At 35.4% G+C, this 15318-nt stretch carries 13 protein-coding genes; 4 read left to right on the top strand and 9 right to left on the bottom strand.

Features of this window, described 5'->3' with window-relative positions; translation table 11 throughout:
- Positions 1-4: 4 nt before the first annotated feature.
- The gene (locus G6534_RS10595) at positions 5-514 is read right to left on the bottom strand and encodes a hypothetical protein (protein WP_182082810.1); all 510 of its coding nucleotides are present in this window, start codon (positions 512-514) and stop codon (positions 5-7) included.
- 149 nt (positions 515-663) lie between these two features.
- Here G6534_RS10595 and G6534_RS10590 point away from each other — a divergent pair, with 149 nt between their 5' ends.
- Complete coding sequence (locus G6534_RS10590) at positions 664-1218, top strand: cysteine hydrolase family protein (protein ID WP_059074685.1); 555 nt, start codon at positions 664-666, stop codon at positions 1216-1218.
- Between the two features lie 24 nt (positions 1219-1242).
- Here G6534_RS10590 and G6534_RS10585 read toward each other — a convergent pair whose 3' ends face one another.
- Positions 1243-3258: a KUP/HAK/KT family potassium transporter gene (locus G6534_RS10585; protein ID WP_182082809.1), complete on the bottom strand. Its 2016-nt coding sequence runs from the start codon at positions 3256-3258 to the stop codon at positions 1243-1245.
- Between the two features lie 184 nt (positions 3259-3442).
- On the opposite strand from G6534_RS10585, the gene G6534_RS10580 reads away from it, so the two are divergent.
- Complete coding sequence (locus G6534_RS10580; RefSeq protein WP_182082808.1) at positions 3443-4618, top strand: ammonium transporter; 1176 nt, start codon at positions 3443-3445, stop codon at positions 4616-4618.
- A gap of 117 nt (positions 4619-4735) precedes the next feature.
- Here G6534_RS10580 and G6534_RS10575 read toward each other — a convergent pair whose 3' ends face one another.
- From G6534_RS10575 to G6534_RS10560, 4 genes are all read right to left on the bottom strand, one after another.
- Complete coding sequence (locus G6534_RS10575) at positions 4736-5434, bottom strand: DUF1003 domain-containing protein (protein ID WP_238788896.1); 699 nt, start codon at positions 5432-5434, stop codon at positions 4736-4738.
- 102 nt (positions 5435-5536) lie between these two features.
- Entirely contained in the window at positions 5537-6724 is a 1188-nt protein-coding gene (locus tag G6534_RS10570; protein WP_059074682.1) for an NAD(P)/FAD-dependent oxidoreductase, read from the bottom strand.
- A gap of 83 nt (positions 6725-6807) precedes the next feature.
- Complete coding sequence (locus G6534_RS10565; RefSeq protein WP_059074681.1) at positions 6808-7956, bottom strand: cation:proton antiporter; 1149 nt, start codon at positions 7954-7956, stop codon at positions 6808-6810.
- Between the two features lie 9 nt (positions 7957-7965).
- The gene (locus tag G6534_RS10560) at positions 7966-8553 is read right to left on the bottom strand and encodes a TetR/AcrR family transcriptional regulator (protein WP_182082807.1); all 588 of its coding nucleotides are present in this window, start codon (positions 8551-8553) and stop codon (positions 7966-7968) included.
- A gap of 238 nt (positions 8554-8791) precedes the next feature.
- Here G6534_RS10560 and G6534_RS10555 point away from each other — a divergent pair, with 238 nt between their 5' ends.
- The gene (locus G6534_RS10555) at positions 8792-10045 is read left to right on the top strand and encodes an ISL3 family transposase (protein WP_182082569.1); all 1254 of its coding nucleotides are present in this window, start codon (positions 8792-8794) and stop codon (positions 10043-10045) included.
- Positions 10046-10130: 85 nt separating this feature from the next.
- On the opposite strand, the gene G6534_RS10550 is transcribed toward G6534_RS10555, so the two are convergent.
- Both G6534_RS10550 and G6534_RS10545 read right to left on the bottom strand, forming a co-directional pair.
- Complete coding sequence (locus G6534_RS10550) at positions 10131-11063, bottom strand: glycosyltransferase family 2 protein (protein WP_010017958.1); 933 nt, start codon at positions 11061-11063, stop codon at positions 10131-10133.
- Positions 11064-11125: 62 nt separating this feature from the next.
- Entirely contained in the window at positions 11126-13036 is a 1911-nt protein-coding gene (locus tag G6534_RS10545; protein ID WP_182082806.1) for a coiled-coil domain-containing protein, read from the bottom strand.
- Between the two features lie 125 nt (positions 13037-13161).
- Here G6534_RS10545 and G6534_RS10540 point away from each other — a divergent pair, with 125 nt between their 5' ends.
- Complete coding sequence (locus G6534_RS10540) at positions 13162-14367, top strand: acetate/propionate family kinase (RefSeq protein WP_182082805.1); 1206 nt, start codon at positions 13162-13164, stop codon at positions 14365-14367.
- On the opposite strand, the gene G6534_RS10535 is transcribed toward G6534_RS10540, so the two are convergent.
- Entirely contained in the window at positions 14357-15268 is a 912-nt protein-coding gene (locus G6534_RS10535; RefSeq protein WP_182082804.1) for a 1,4-dihydroxy-2-naphthoate polyprenyltransferase, read from the bottom strand. The genes G6534_RS10540 and G6534_RS10535 overlap by 11 nt on opposite strands.
- Positions 15269-15318 lie beyond the last annotated feature (50 nt).

Raw genomic sequence — 15318 nt, 5'->3', positions numbered from 1 at the left:
TTTTTTATTTTGTGCTAACTAGTTTGATTAAATTGCGATTCTTTTGCGAACTGGCTACAGGAACGAAAGATTTACCATCTTTGTAGACGAATTGTATAACGTCGTAATTGTTATCTAATTTCTTATCCTGATTAGCCACGATATTTTGTAAAGCACGGATGTAATCTTTTTGGTCGTCAGTTGCTTGATTGTTTTGGACCGCTTCAAACGAAGCCTTTAAGTACTTTTGAGTTTGTTTGTCAGTTAACCGAACGACGATGACAGTGTGAGGATGCTTACTAGTGTCATCGTTGATGTTATGGTCTTCTTTAATCGTAACGACTTTGCCATTTTGATTGAATTTGTGATCAAGATTTTTTCTGATTGCTTTATATTCGGTCGTTGGTGCTTTAGTAGCAGTTTGTTTAGTAGTTTTAAAGGTGAAAATGGATAAGACAGTTGCGAAAATTAATACGGCAACCAATGAAATAATTAAATATTTTTTATTGATAGGTTCACGATATTTTCTATGCATGATTTAACGCCCCTAGCCTCTAATTAGAGTGATTATAACACACGTTTGAATGTAAATTTTTTTTACAAAGAGTTGGATAAATTGACTTCTGAACACTTCTTTTGAATAATTTTGATATAACTAAATACTTAGAAGAAAGTAGGAAAATTATGTCTACACATCAAGCATTACTGATTATCGACTATACGAATGATTTTGTAGCTGATGATGGGGCTTTGACTTGTAAAGAGCCAGGTCAGGCAATTGAATCCAAGATCTTCGATTTAGCAGAAAGAATGTATCAAAATAATGATTTTGTCTGGTTTCCAACCGACGTTCATAAACCAAATGACCCATATCATCCAGAAACAAAGCTTTTCCCACCTCATAACGTTCGCGGAACTTGGGGTCGAGAATTATACGGTAGTCTAAAAGATTGGTATGACGAGCATAACGATGACGAACAAGTTAAACTGTTTGATAAGACCCGTTATAGCGCCTTTGCCGGAACTGACCTTGACATTAGATTACGTGAAAGAAAGGTAGATACATTGCATTTAGTTGGCGTTTGTACTGATATTTGCGTATTACATACGGCAGTTGACGCGTACAATTTAAACTACAATATTATCGTTCATGAAAATGCTGTAGCATCGTTTAATCAGGCTGGACACGAATGGGCTTTAGGACATTTCAAAAACAGCTTAGGTGCCCAAGTATTGTAAAAAAGAGACCATTTGGTCTCTTTTTTATTTGATGTTATGACGGATCTCTTTTTCGGTTAAGTATTGGTCAGTGTGATTACCTAAGAATAATGGGACCTTTTCTTCAACCACATCACTAAATTCCAAACCATACCAAAGAGCTGGAGGAACCGTGATATTTTGAAGTAAGAGTCGACCACCGATTAGCATTCTGTCAAGCCCACTCATATAAACTTGGGCTCCAAGATCTTGAAATTGTTGATTTTGGATGACGAATTTGAAGGAACCAACACGACGATTGGGCATCATTGAATAGGTTGGCGCTTGTTGGTCGATGATATTTTTATCCAATAAGCTGTTGATTATTTGGCGAATGTAGATATTGACGTGTTGTGATTTCTTGAAACCAAGATTCAACGTAACATTGACAACGTTTCTCGTATTCATCATGTCGACTGAATAGGTGCATTCATAAGGAGCGGCAGTTTGATTGACAGTAATGAACCAATAGACTTTTGCCCGTTTAGGATCTTGGTCTAGGATTGAATAAATAATTGAACGTTTGATGGAATAATCTTTGCCTAATTTTGTCATATAAACGAGATTTGTGGCATAAGTTGGAATGGAAGAGTCTTGACTGAGTTTCTCTAATTGAGGGATGAAATCGAGCAGATTGACGTTCTCACTCTCAGACATATGAGCATCACGACGTTTATTACCGAAGTACCAAATGACCATGATTGCTAGAATTGCCATCGTTATGATGACTGTAACGTATCCGCCGTGAACAAATTTGACCAAACTGGAAATTAAGAATAATCCTTCGATAGCGAAGAAAACGACTAAGAAAATATTGGCACCAAGAGGATGTTTTTTCATAATTAGAAATTGGTGCAAGAGTAAAGTCGTCATTAACATTGTCAAAGTGATTGCCAAACCGTAGGCTGCTTCCATGTGTTCTGAAGTGCCAAAGCCCCAGACAATGCTGATAGTAATAGCACAAAGTAACCAGTTAACTGATTCAATATAGAGTTGGCTTTGAACTTTACCAGGAAATTTAACTTTAAGACGAGGTAATATTTTTAAACCGATAGCTTCTTGAACTAAGGTATAAGAACCAGTTATTAAAGCTTGTGAGGCGATGATAGCAGCTAATGTAGCAATTATAATGGCAAAAATTTTGAAGTCGCTAGGTAACATTTCATAAAAAGGATTGATTCCAGAAATATGATTGTATTGTTTATTCTGAAAATTAGCGATGACCCAAGCTGCTTGTCCTAAGTAGTTCAACATCAACATGGTATAAACGAAAGGCCAAGTAGCGTAAATGTTATGTTTTCCAACTTGACCCATGTCAGAATACAAAGCTTCAGCACCGGTTGTAGCCAAAAATACGCTACCAAGGATGAATATCCCAACTTTATTTACAGGACTGAATAAAACTTTAATAGCATAAATGGGTGAAAGAGCTTTGAGGACACTTGGATCACCTAACAGATTGAATAATCCAGCCAATCCGATAAAACTGAACCAAATAAGCATAATGGGACCAAAAGAACGACCAATTTTTTCAGTACCGAACTTTTGAATAATAAAAATGGTTAACAAAATTATCGTTACAATGATTAAAACGGTCGATTGTTTGTTAGAAAAAATAAAATTGCCAAATTGTTGTCCTTTGACGCCTTCCATAGCTGAGGTAACGGTAACAGCAGGCGTCAAAGTACCATCAGCTAATAAAGCGGAACCTCCAATTAAAGCAGGGATGATCAACCATTTCTTCGTTTTGACTAGAGCATAAAGTGCAAAAATCCCTCCTTCATTGTTGTTATCAGCTTTCATAGCAATTAAAACGTATTTTAATGTAGTAATTAACATCAATGTCCAAAATATCAATGAAACACTACCCAAAATGTATTCTGGTTTAGTATCAGCCATCGTGCCAGCGTCATTGATAATGGCATTCATAACGTAAAGTGGCGAGGTACCAATATCGCCATAAACGATACCCAGAGTAATCAACATACCCAAGGTAGACAGTGATGACATTCTTTTATTCATGATGTGCTCCTTCAAAATTCATCATATATGTTTATACAAGTTATATTATAGTTTTTTTATAACTATTTAAAAATTATTATGATTTTGTCATTTTTTAGTAATTCTTTTTGTTATACATGAAATAAAAAACGTAATACAATACTGAAAATAAATAATTAATTTCAGTGAAAAGAATGTGATGTCTATGAGTGTAGTATTCATGATACTTTCAACTATGTTAGTTTGGATAATGGTGCCTGGTATTGCCATTTTTTACAGTGGCTTTGTACCACATAGAGATGTGACCCGAATTTTATTCGACAGTTTCTTGATGTTTGGATTAGCGGGATTATTGTGGATCATCGTTGGATTTTCGGCTTCTTTTGAAGGAGATAATTTAGGGTTAATAGGTAATTTTAGTCATCTCTTTTTGAGAGGAATAGACTTATCGTCTACTTTTGGTCAGACGGGATTACCGACTGCAATATATTTACTTTTTCAAATGATGTTTGCAATTTTGACACCAGCACTATTTTTAGGAGCGATGGCTAGTCGTGTAAAAATCAGATTCGTCATTCTGTTTGTTTTATTGTGGTCACTTTTGATTTATTATCCATTAGCTCACATCGTTTGGTCGAGCAGTGGTTTTCTAGCCAAGTTAGGTGTATTGGATTTTGCGGGAGGAACAGTCATTCACATTAATGCTGGTATTACAGCGTTAATTTTGGCAATTACTTTACGTGGACCATATCAATATAAGCAGCAAGTTAAAGGTAATCCCGTGTTGATATTGTTAGGCACGGTCCTTTTGTGGATCGGCTGGTATGGGTTCAATGCTGGAAGTGCTCTGAAAGTTAATTTTCAAGCTATCAATGCGTTCTTTACGACTACGGTAGCGGCTTGCAGTGCTCTAATTACTTGGATATTTTTGGAAAGAATGTATAAAGGCAAAGTTACTTTAAGTGGCATTTGTACAGGAAGCATTTGTGGTTTAGTTGGAATTACTCCGGGTACTGGATATGTGACGGTTTTAGGATCGTTTTTAATTGGAATAATTTCGGCCATTAGTAGTTTTTATTTTATGAATTTCTTGAAATATCAATTGCATCTAAATGATTATCTAGATATTTTTGGATGTCATGGCGTCAGTGGGATAATTGGTTCAATTTGTGTTGGCTTATTCGCAACTAAATCGGTCAATGAAAACGTCGTTACGAACGGTCTGTTTTATGGTGGTGGATTTAAATTATTAGGTTTGCAACTATTCGGCGTTATATTCACGATTGCTTTTGTAGCAGTGCTGGGTGTAGTAATTGTAACGGTGTTGAAAAAGGCTTTGAAAGATGATATTGGAATCAGATCAGAAATTAAATTAGCTTAAATTAAAAAAGGCCCTACTAAAATGTATTAAATTTAGTAGGGCTTTTTGTCATGTTTAATTCCGATGAGGATGTCTAGTATTACGTTCTTTTTTAGGTTTATTTTCAGCTCGTAACGATTATATCTCATTTTCAATTTCACTGAGAACTTCAATTTGCATCTTTTGAATGTCCAAAATATGAGGCCATTGAACTTCGTTTAGTTGATCGATTTTTTCATGTAGAATACGGATTTCCATTTCTGATTTAGTGTTAGTTTTGTAGTCATTTTCAGAATCAAAACGATCACGTTCAGCTTGACGATTTTGACTCATCATGATGATTGGTGCTTGAATAGCCGCTACGCAACTGAGAAATAGGTTTAATAAAATAAATGGATAGGGGTCAAAATTCACTCCGAAAAGATGCATAACGTTGATGGTCATCCAAACTATCAAAATGACAGTAAAAGCAATGATAAAGCCCCAACTACCACCGAACTTGGCTACCGCATCGGCTAGCTTTTGACCTCTGGTACGTTTGCCATAGACGGTATCGTTGATATTTTTGATAACATAAGTTTCTTTGGCCAATTCCTTTTTGAGTTTATCGCTCATTTTGTGGTCTATTTCCAAGTCATTATCGATAACATCTTGCATTTTGGAAATACGTAACTTTTGTAGATCCTTTAAACAAATAAACGATGATTCCTTAGCGTAACTGTTGGTATGAATGACTTGTTCTTTTAATAAATCACTGAGATCCCTTAAAAAGAGACCCTCCGTGATGGTGAAACGATTGCCACAAATTGCACAGATTTGATTCTTTTTAATTGCCATAATTAACACCCCTTGGAGTTATTCAGTGTCAGTATATTATTGAGATGTTTGTAAAGCAAAAAAGAGCCCTCTAATGAGAGGACTCTTAAATATTTTTATAGATTAAATAGTACCTTTCTTAATAGCTGTCTTGATACCAGCAATTTCCATGATTCCACGATCAGCAGACAAGTGCTTGAGTAGGGAAGCAAATGGTCCCTTGAACTTCAAATTCTTGTCAGTGATTTCAGCAATACCATGGTTTTGACCAAGAGATGCGACTGTTCCCATTGAGTGGTAGATAAATGGTTTCAAGTCTTTGCCATTCAATGCGGCCGCAATATTAAAGGCAGCGCCGCTACCTTCAGCAGTTGCTAGTTGACCAGTTGTTGGGTAAGGACGTTCTTGACCCTTAGGAATAATAGCTGAATCATCACCGATAAAGTAAGCTTCAGGATGTGCTTCAAGATTTAGAAATTCGGTTGTCATGACACGATTTCTTCTTGCATCGATACCAGAGTCTTTGATGACGTCTGAACCACTGACACCAACGGTCCAAATGATAGTACTTCCTTCAACGCTCTTTTCAGTATCTCCATCCATATAAACAACGGATTTAGGTTCAATTTTCTTAATTTTAGCGCCTGTGAGCAATTTAATTCCATTCTTATCCAAATAGTCGACAGCGTAAGTTGCAAGGTTCTCATCGAACATTGGAAGGATTCTCGTAGCCATCTCCAAGCAAGTTACTTTAATTTCGGGTACTTCATATTTAGCCTTTAGGATTTTAACTGTATCAACTAATTCACCAAGAATTTCAACACCAGTAAATCCAGCACCACAAACGATGATATTCAAGTCGGCTGGATCATTTGATTTCTTATAGTTAGCAATATTTTGATTGATAGTCTTATAGATATTTTGGGCAGTTTCAAGATCTTGAAGAATCAAGGCATTTTCGCTAGCGCCCTCTAGTCCGAAGTCCTCAGAACGGAAACCTAATGAAACAACGATGTAATCATAGGTAATGTCCTCGTGGTCAGAGAATTCGACTGTTTTGTTATCTAAATCAAGTTTTGAAACAGTTGCCTTGATAAAGTTAACGTTTGAAGGTAGAACAGAACGAACATCAAAGCTAACTGCATCAGCACGATTAGTTCCTGCTGCAATAGTATGCAAAGCAGTCTTTTCAACGTGTTTTTCATTTTTATCAATTAAATCAATTTGTGTTCCCGCTGGGGTACTCTTAGCCAAGTCACGAGCGGCTCTCAAGCCACCATATCCAGCGCCTAGTACTAAAATATGTGCCATAATTACCTTTCTCCTTCTATTTTGAAATTAAAACGTTTACCTAATTATTATATATCGTTCCAGGCAATAGGAGAAACCATTTGCTATAAAGGATTTTTACTAATTGAGTGTTTCAAAAAGAATGGAGCTATGATAGTGATCAAAATGACACTGATAATGACAGTAGAATAATATTCCTCGGATAATAAGTGAACGCTGTAACCAACTTGGGCAACGATCAAAGCCATTTCCCCACGAGAAATCATTCCTGAACCGATGACGTAAGAGTCTTTCAAATCAAATCCAGAAATTTTGGCACCGAAACCAGCACCGAATAATTTTCCGATAATACCAGTAACGGTAAAAATAACAATCAACCAAAAATCACGTAAGAAGTTATCAAATTCAAGATTAAGTCCAATACTAATAAAGAAAATTGGAATAAAGACGGCATAACCAATCATTTCAATATTCTGATTGACTTTAGGGTTGTAATCTTTGGCATTGGAAACGGCGATACCAGCAATGAAAGCTCCCAAAACAGAATCTAATTGTACTTTGTCAGCCAAATAAGCCATGACGAAACAAATTACCAAAGCAAAAATAGTCGGAGCATGAGTTGCTTCTAAATATTCAGATAATTTCATTAAATCTGGGATGATCCATTTATAAAAGACGATGACAAGAATAGCAAAGACTAACCAAAGTCCTAATAATGTTAGGATTTTTTTGGCTGAGAAATCGCCAGTTAAAGTTCCTGACATAACACTCAAAATAGAGATAGCCAAAATATCATCAGCGACTGCAGCACCTAAGATAACCGTTCCGGAAGTACTGGAAAGATAGTTCAAACTCTTCAAAACTTCAACCGAAATGGAAACGGAAGTGGCGGCGAAGACAACTGACATGAAGATACTTTCTTTGAGGTTGATGCCAAAAATCAAGGCGGTAGCTAGAGTTAAAGCGACTGGTAAGATGACACCAAAGATAGCAACGTTGATACTAGGTAACAAGTGCTTTCTGAGTAGTTTCAAATCACTCTCAAGACCAGCTAAAAACATCAGCAAAATAACTCCGATGTCAGCGAATAATTCTACTTCGTGCGTCGGTTTGACAATATTAAGGACACCTTTTCCCAAGATAACTCCTAGAATAAGCTGTCCGACGACTGCTGGGATATTGATTTTATTAAAGATATGACTAACAACTAGTGTTAGAAAAAGCATTAAAGCTAAAAGGGTTAAAAATTCCATGGCATACTCCTATTTTTTCGTGATGCCATTGATGAAAATATTGATAACCGTTTTAAGATTAGCAATATTACGCTTCCTTTTAGCATCGTTATATTCAATGTAAGGGAGTAACATTGTTAAAAAAGTTCCAACTTGAACTGGAATAGCTAGGTCAGAACGTAGTTCCTCTTTGTGAGATTGGAAAACGTTGAATAAGACTTTATAATATCCACCGTCCCAGTTCTGCATGATTTCTTTACGCTCTTCAGGGGTAAAGAAGGTTTCGATATCGTTTCGCATAATGAAATAATTTATTTTGAAATTACCAATCATAAATTGTGAGATTTTTAAAAGTAACTCTTCGAAAGGCAAATCTTGATTCTCTTTATATTCTTCTAGCAAACTATCGCTAAAACCACTGACAACATGCTCGAGTGCTTTGATATAAAGAACTTTTTTATTCTTGTAATAGTGATACATATTAGGTTGTGTGATGTTTAATTCCTGAGCAATCTTGCGTGTTGAAGTAGCTTGATAACCTTGTGAAAGAAACATTTCTGCAGCAACTTTTAAAATCGCACTCTTAGTGTTTTCGGCTTGTTGATCCCGTACGTTCATAATATCGTCCGTCCCTTGTTCTATTCCTATACATTATATATTAATATAACTCGTTTATCACAAGATAAGAAAAAAGCAGGATGTTTATCGAATTGCTCCGATAATATCGGTTCTAAACTTTCTGGTATTGATGAACAATCAATACCAGTTTTTTTTATACTCTTTGAAATAAAAAAAGAACATCACTGTTCTCGTGTTAAGATTTAAGCGACCAAACCAAATCAAACAGGAGTGAACAATGGTGTCCCAAGACAATTCTATACTATGTGCGCTAGACATAAAAGACAATAATATAAAAAATGTTTCAGTAAAAGATTCCAAAATAAAAAAACATGGTGTTATAAAACACATCAAAGTGGTGAATGCTGAACTATCTTATTCTTTACATAGGTGCCCTCAATGTGGAATGAATACACTAGTTAAAAATGGTAAAAGAACCACTAATGCAAGATTAGCTAGCTTTAATGGTATCGAGTACCACCTAGTACTAAGAAAGCAACGATTCCTGTGTAGGAACTGTGGAAGCACCTGCGGTGCCCACAGTGATCTATTGATAAAAAATCATACTATGACCAAACAGATTAAGAATAGAATCTTTTCCATGGCTAAAGAATCATTTACTCTGTCATCAATAGCTAAAGTCATCGGTATTTCAGCCAATACTGTAAGTAGGATTTTATATAGTAATACCAAAATTCCTAATAGATGTGCGCATTTGCCAGAAAATCTTTGTTTTGATGAGTTTAGATCCGTAAAAAATATTTTTACATTTATCGCCATCGATGCGGATACGCATCGGTTGGTCGAATTGATACATGACAGACTGTCTAAAACAATAACTGAACACTTTATAAATAATTACAGCTTATCGGAACGACAAGCCGTAAAAACCGTATCAATCGACTTAAATGCCAACTATCAATTAGTCGTTCATCGTATATTCCCCAATGCTCGCATTGTCGTAGATAGATTTCATATAGTTCAACTTTGTAGTAGAGCCTTGGATCAAGTACGTATCAATTCTTTAAAAAAATTGCCTGATAAAAAATCTCGTATATATAAAGCGATGAAATCTGATTGGCGTCTATATCATCTTCCAGAGGAAGATGTAGACGATACTCATATAAAATTTATTGTCGGCATAAATGAATTTACGACTATTCAAAATGTCATCGATATAGCTACTGATGAAATACCAATTTTCAAGGAAGCTTATGGTACTTATCAGAGTATTCAAAGATCAATAAGATATCATGACATAAATCTACTTCAAGAAACTACTTCTGGATATAAAAGAAATGGGACTGCAATGGATACAGCCATTACAACGTTACGAAAAAACATAAATTATGTGAAAAATAGTTGCTTATTGCCATATTCCAATGGTCCTCTAGAGGGCACCATTGGAAAGATAAAGAAACTAAAAAGAAATTCTTATGGCTTTAGAAATCTTGAACACTTTATTAAAAGAATAAGACTGATTTGTGCATAGAAAAAGAGCATCCTCGATGAGGATGCTCAATGAGCTCAAAATCATTCATCAATACGATTTGACAAAGAGCCATAATATCCTGCTGTTATTTTTTATCTTTAACGATATAGATAGGGCGCTTTTTAACTTCCAAGAAAATTTTGCCGATATATTCACCTAAAATACCGATACTGAGAAGTTGAATTCCACCAATGAATAAAATAATTGAGACCATTGAGGCCCAGCCACCAACGCTACTTAGTGGATAGATTAATTTCCGAATAAAGACTGCAATGATGCCGATAACTGAAACGATTGAGAAGAAGGTTCCCATCCAAGTGGCAAACATCAAAGGTCCTTCAGAGAAATCAACGATACCAGTGATAGCGTATTTGAATAATTTCCAGAAGTTCCAAGAAGTTGAACCAGCTGAACGTTCACGATTTTTGTAAGGTAAGTATTTAGTCTTGAAGCCGACCCAACTAAAGATACCCTTGGAGAAACGGTTGTATTCAGTCATTGACTTGATAGCTTCGACCATTTGACGAGTCATCAAACGATAGTCTCTAGCTCCAGGGATGATTTTTGTTTGGGACATTTTATTGATAACCTTGTAAAAGCCATCAGAGAAGAAAGAAATTATCTTATTTTCACCTTCGCGGTCCATTCTAGCTGTTCCGACACAGTCATATTCACCATCTTCTAGTAAATCAAACATTTCGGGCAACATTTCTGGTGGGTCTTGAAGATCGACATCCATAACGGCGATATAATCACCAGTTACTTCGTTTAATCCAGCATATAAAGCTGATTCTTTACCGAAGTTACGTGAGAAGGAAATGAAGTGAACCTCGTCGCTATGGGCTTTTTGTAAATCTTTTAAGATTGAGTAAGTTCGATCCTTTGATCCATCATCGATAAACCAATATTCCAGCTTGAATTTATTAGTTTGTTCCTTGAGCTTGGTCATGGCGTCATAATAAATATTAATGGTTTCTTGTTCGTTAAAACACGGAACGATAACAGATATAGTTTTCATAGTCTTTTTCACTTTCGCAGAAATTATAAAAAAACACCCATTAATGAGCGTTTAAAAATAAATTATATTTTTAATGATTCGGGAAGAGACAACATACCATTGCTTGATGTATTAATAACACTAACACTAATATCACGGTTTGTCTTATTCTCGATTTCGTGGAGATCATCGTCTGTTTGTACGAAGATATCCTTGATATCATTATGTTTATCAAGTAAATCAATCACAGCATCGATATTTTTGACAACATCTTGAAGCAGACGAATTGTATTATCGCTTGAAATGCTATTGACGCTCATAATTAGTTGATAAAGCAAATCAGAATTGTTACCAACAAAAACAGCATTTTCAGTATTTGGAGTAATGTTCTTCAACCACCAAGTGATCAATTCGGATTTTTCGTTAAAGTCGTGTTCCAACAAACCATTCTTATCGAATAATTGGAAACTTACGGCTTGATTCTTTTCAAAGATAACTGTCAAAACGATTGAACCATCGGTACGATAGAAGTTTTGTTCTGAAAGTTCCTTGTTTTTGTTAAAGTTTTGAGTAGATGATAGTTGACCATCACCGTTATAAATATTAGTTTTAACAACTTGATCATTCTTGTAGTAATTAATACGATCAATTAATTTGTCAAAGTATTCAACAGTCATTAGCAGTGTTTGTTTTTGGTCATAAATGAAAGTATCTTGAGATTCAACGTCAGTTCTTGTTACCCAATCAGTATTTTCAGGAATTGCGACTTTTTTGTCAGTCGGATTAGAACTAGTTTGAAGTTGATCGAAGATATTAACGACATTAGGAATAGGTAAGTGACTAGCTTTGGCCTTAGCATCAATAATGTCATGGATATGATTGTTGTAGAAAGTAGAAACAACCGTAACGGGCTTTTGTAATTTAGTTTCTAGATAATCAACCATTCCGAATAAATCATTTTTAGCTGTGTCAGATTCGAAGTCATCAGCAGCTACGTAGTATTCCTTATCTTTATCCAAGTAAACGTCACGTACTAAATAGGCTGAATGGAAGACATCCTTGATGTATTTAGTAATGTAGTCAATATTATTGTTGACTTCAGTTAGTTCACCATCAATTTTTTGATGTTCTTCATCTAGACTTTGAAGATGACGTTCCAAACCACCGATAGTTTCAACACGGTAATTGTGATCACTCTTCATTTTGTCATCAATTTCATTGGCCTTTTGCTTGAGATCATTGATCTTAGTATTAACTTGGCTAATGTTATCGTTTAAATCGTCTGCTTGACCATTTAATTGTGTAATAGTTTCTTGGGCACTATTTATTTGACCCTTAAGGTCTTTTCTTTCATCATAGAGAGTATTGATAGAGTTCTTTTGCTTCTCCATCAAAACCATCATTTTTTGTAAGTCTTTTTCTTCTTTGATGGAATCAGACATGTCAGTTTCAGATTGCTCATTCTTAGCTAAGTCGCTTTGCAATGACTCTAACTTGGCAGTCTTAGTATTGATTTCTGAATTGAGATCATTTAGTTCTGATTGAAGCTTTTGAAGATTTTCTTCTTGTTCTTTACGATCAGCGTTTACGCTAGCAAGATGTTCTTTGGCAGCATCATCGTTTTGAGCCTTCGTATTGGCTAGTTTTTCATTTGATTCTTTTTCATCACGCTTGAGAGTTTTTAGATATTTGTCTAAGGTAGCTTTTTTAGCTTCAAATTCATCTTTTTCGGTGAAAAGATTAGTTTTGAGGTCATTTCTCAACTTAGCATATTGATGTGAGAGATCGTTCATTTGTTCTTCGATATTGATACGTTTATCATGAACTGACACAGGAAGATTTTCTTCTTTCTTCTCAGGCTCAGCTACTGGTGTAGGGGCCTTTGGTTCAGTACTTTGATCAGGATTTTCGTCCTTTTTAGGAGACTCGGGAGCAGGATTTTGAGGTTGCTCTGGTTTCTCATCAATTTTGCGTAACATGTCTAAAAATTTCACGAATGAATTCCCCCATAAAAAGACTTATAATAGTTACTAAAGAGTAGCATTTTTTTATATTAGTGTAAAGTCTGGTATAAAGCTATTTAAAGAGTAAACCTAGACCAAAAAAGGAGAGTTTTTGTATGAAGATTATGGCTATAAATGCAGGTAGTTCAACTTTGAAGTGGAAACTTTTTGAAATGCCTGAAAAAATAACAATTGCTTCAGGTATGATTGACCGTCTGGGCAGTCCTAAAGCTATCTTTAAATTGAAGTATAACGGTAAAAAAGTTGAAGAAGAAAAAGCTATCGAATCTAATGATGTCGCCGTATTAGCAGTTCTTGATGCTTTAAAAGATATGGATATTATCCAAAGATACGAAGATATTGTAGCCTTTGGTCATCGTGTGGTTGCTGGAGGGGAAGAATTTAAAAAGTCAGCCATCGTGACCGATGAAAACTTGCAAAAGATTATAGATTTGTCAGAATATGCTCCATTACACAACAAAATAGAAGCTTATTACATTGATGTTTTTAAGAAATTGGTTCCTAGGGCAATTCAAGTAGCTGTTTTTGATACCTCATTCTTCGTTGATATTCCTGCAATGAATTATCTTTACAGTATCGATATGGATGACTATAAGAAGTATCATGCCCGTCGTTATGGTGCTCATGGAACTAGTCACCGTTATATCGCTCAACGTTTGGATAAAATTGTCGATGGTGGTATTCAGGATAAAAATGCTATCATCCTCCATCTAGGTAGTGGTGCTTCTATTAGTGCTATCAAACATGGTAAAGCTTTTGATATTTCGATGGGCTTTACACCACTGGCTGGTATCATGATGAGTTCTAGAAGTGGTGACATTGATTTCTCAATTTTGCCATACTTGATGAGAAAACTAGGTTTGACTGACATCAATGATATGATCGATATCTTGAATCACAAGTCAGGTTTGCTTGGTATCTCTGGTATTTCACCAGATATGCGTGATATTGAAGCTAATGAAGATACTAATCAACGTGCTAAATTAGCTTTGGAAATGTATCGTAATCGAATTTTGAAGTTTGTCGGTTCTTATATTGCTGAAATGGGTGGAGTAGACGTGATAGCCTTTACCGCTGGAGTCGGTGAAAATTCTAGTGAAGTTCGTGAAGATATTATGAGTGGTTTAGAATTTATGGGCTTGAAGATCGATGATGAGAACAATCATGTTAGAGGTAAAGAAATCAAAATCACCACTGATGATTCCAAGATTGCTGCTTATACGATCCCAACAAATGAAGAATTAATGATTGCACAAGATACATATGACTTTGCTAAATTGTTGGATGGATTTAAAGCTTAAAAATAACGCCTAAAATAAAGGTAACTGTTTGTGTCAAAGTTATCAGCAAGAGATTTTTGATAATCAAAGGGAAAGTCTTCTTTTTGATAGGATTATTGCTGAAAGCTTTGGCATTTTTATATACTATCGGAATAATTAAGAAAGTTAAGAGCATTAATTTTGGTAATAATCCGAGTAAAACAGAACAGAATAATGCTAAGTAACCTAGGACATAGAGCCATTTTAGAATGAAAATTGAATTGTTTTTGCCAAGATAATAGACCAGAGTTTTTCTGCCTAATCCGATATCTTCTTTTTGGTCGGCAATGTTGTTAGCCAATAAAAGATTAGAAATAGCAAAGACGGTCAAAAGTGAAGATAGCAAAGCATCACCGTAGAATTTAAAGTTTAAATCTACGAGTGGATTGTTGACGACGTTAATATAGATAGCAATCAAGTAAATTACATATCCCATCGTAAAACCAGAGAAGAATTCTCCTAAAGGTCCACGATTAATAGGAAAAGGTCCGCCAGCGTAACAGAAGCCGACTGCGAATGAAAATAGTCCTAAGTAAAGTAAGGGCAATCCAGTCCGGTAAACGATGAAGAGGCCAATGATAGCCGCTATAACGGTGAAAGAAAAATCAAGCCAACCGACTAAATGGATGTTTAGATTATGAACACCAATGACATTAGTCTTTTGACGGAAGTCGTCACCAGTGGCATTTTTGTAATCCCAGTAATTGTCATTGATATCGACGGCCATATTGAATAAGAACATAGCAATGAAAAATAAGACCAAATCAAGAGCGTTAATTGAGTGCCAGTGATAATATGAATACAACGTCCCCATCAGAAATGGGAAGACGCTAGCCGTTTTGGCTTTGATTTCAACTAGTTCGAAAAAAACAGATGGTTTCAACAGAATCAGTCCTTTGGATTTGATAGGTTCTATTATAGAATTATTTTAGA

Origin of the sequence: Companilactobacillus pabuli (assembly GCF_014058425.1) — a bacterium.
Classification (GTDB): Bacteria; Bacillota; Bacilli; order Lactobacillales; family Lactobacillaceae; genus Companilactobacillus; species Companilactobacillus pabuli.
Note: the sequence above shows the minus strand (reverse complement) of the source record. Positions and strands in the feature narration are given on the sequence as shown.

What these genes read in the sequence shown, in the direction of transcription:
- G6534_RS10595 (WP_182082810.1), bottom strand. Translation starts at nt 514, where the DNA reads ATGCATAGAAAATATCGTGAACCTATCAATAAAAAATATTTAATTATT.
- G6534_RS10590 (WP_059074685.1), top strand. Translation starts at nt 664, where the DNA reads ATGTCTACACATCAAGCATTACTGATTATCGACTATACGAATGATTTT.
- G6534_RS10585 (WP_182082809.1), bottom strand. Translation starts at nt 3,258, where the DNA reads ATGAATAAAAGAATGTCATCACTGTCTACCTTGGGTATGTTGATTACT.
- G6534_RS10580 (WP_182082808.1), top strand. Translation starts at nt 3,443, where the DNA reads ATGAGTGTAGTATTCATGATACTTTCAACTATGTTAGTTTGGATAATG.
- G6534_RS10575 (WP_238788896.1), bottom strand. Translation starts at nt 5,434, where the DNA reads ATGGCAATTAAAAAGAATCAAATCTGTGCAATTTGTGGCAATCGTTTC.
- G6534_RS10570 (WP_059074682.1), bottom strand. Translation starts at nt 6,724, where the DNA reads ATGGCACATATTTTAGTACTAGGCGCTGGATATGGTGGCTTGAGAGCC.
- G6534_RS10565 (WP_059074681.1), bottom strand. Translation starts at nt 7,956, where the DNA reads ATGGAATTTTTAACCCTTTTAGCTTTAATGCTTTTTCTAACACTAGTT.
- G6534_RS10560 (WP_182082807.1), bottom strand. Translation starts at nt 8,553, where the DNA reads ATGAACGTACGGGATCAACAAGCCGAAAACACTAAGAGTGCGATTTTA.
- G6534_RS10555 (WP_182082569.1), top strand. Translation starts at nt 8,792, where the DNA reads ATGGTGTCCCAAGACAATTCTATACTATGTGCGCTAGACATAAAAGAC.
- G6534_RS10550 (WP_010017958.1), bottom strand. Translation starts at nt 11,063, where the DNA reads ATGAAAACTATATCTGTTATCGTTCCGTGTTTTAACGAACAAGAAACC.
- G6534_RS10540 (WP_182082805.1), top strand. Translation starts at nt 13,162, where the DNA reads ATGAAGATTATGGCTATAAATGCAGGTAGTTCAACTTTGAAGTGGAAA.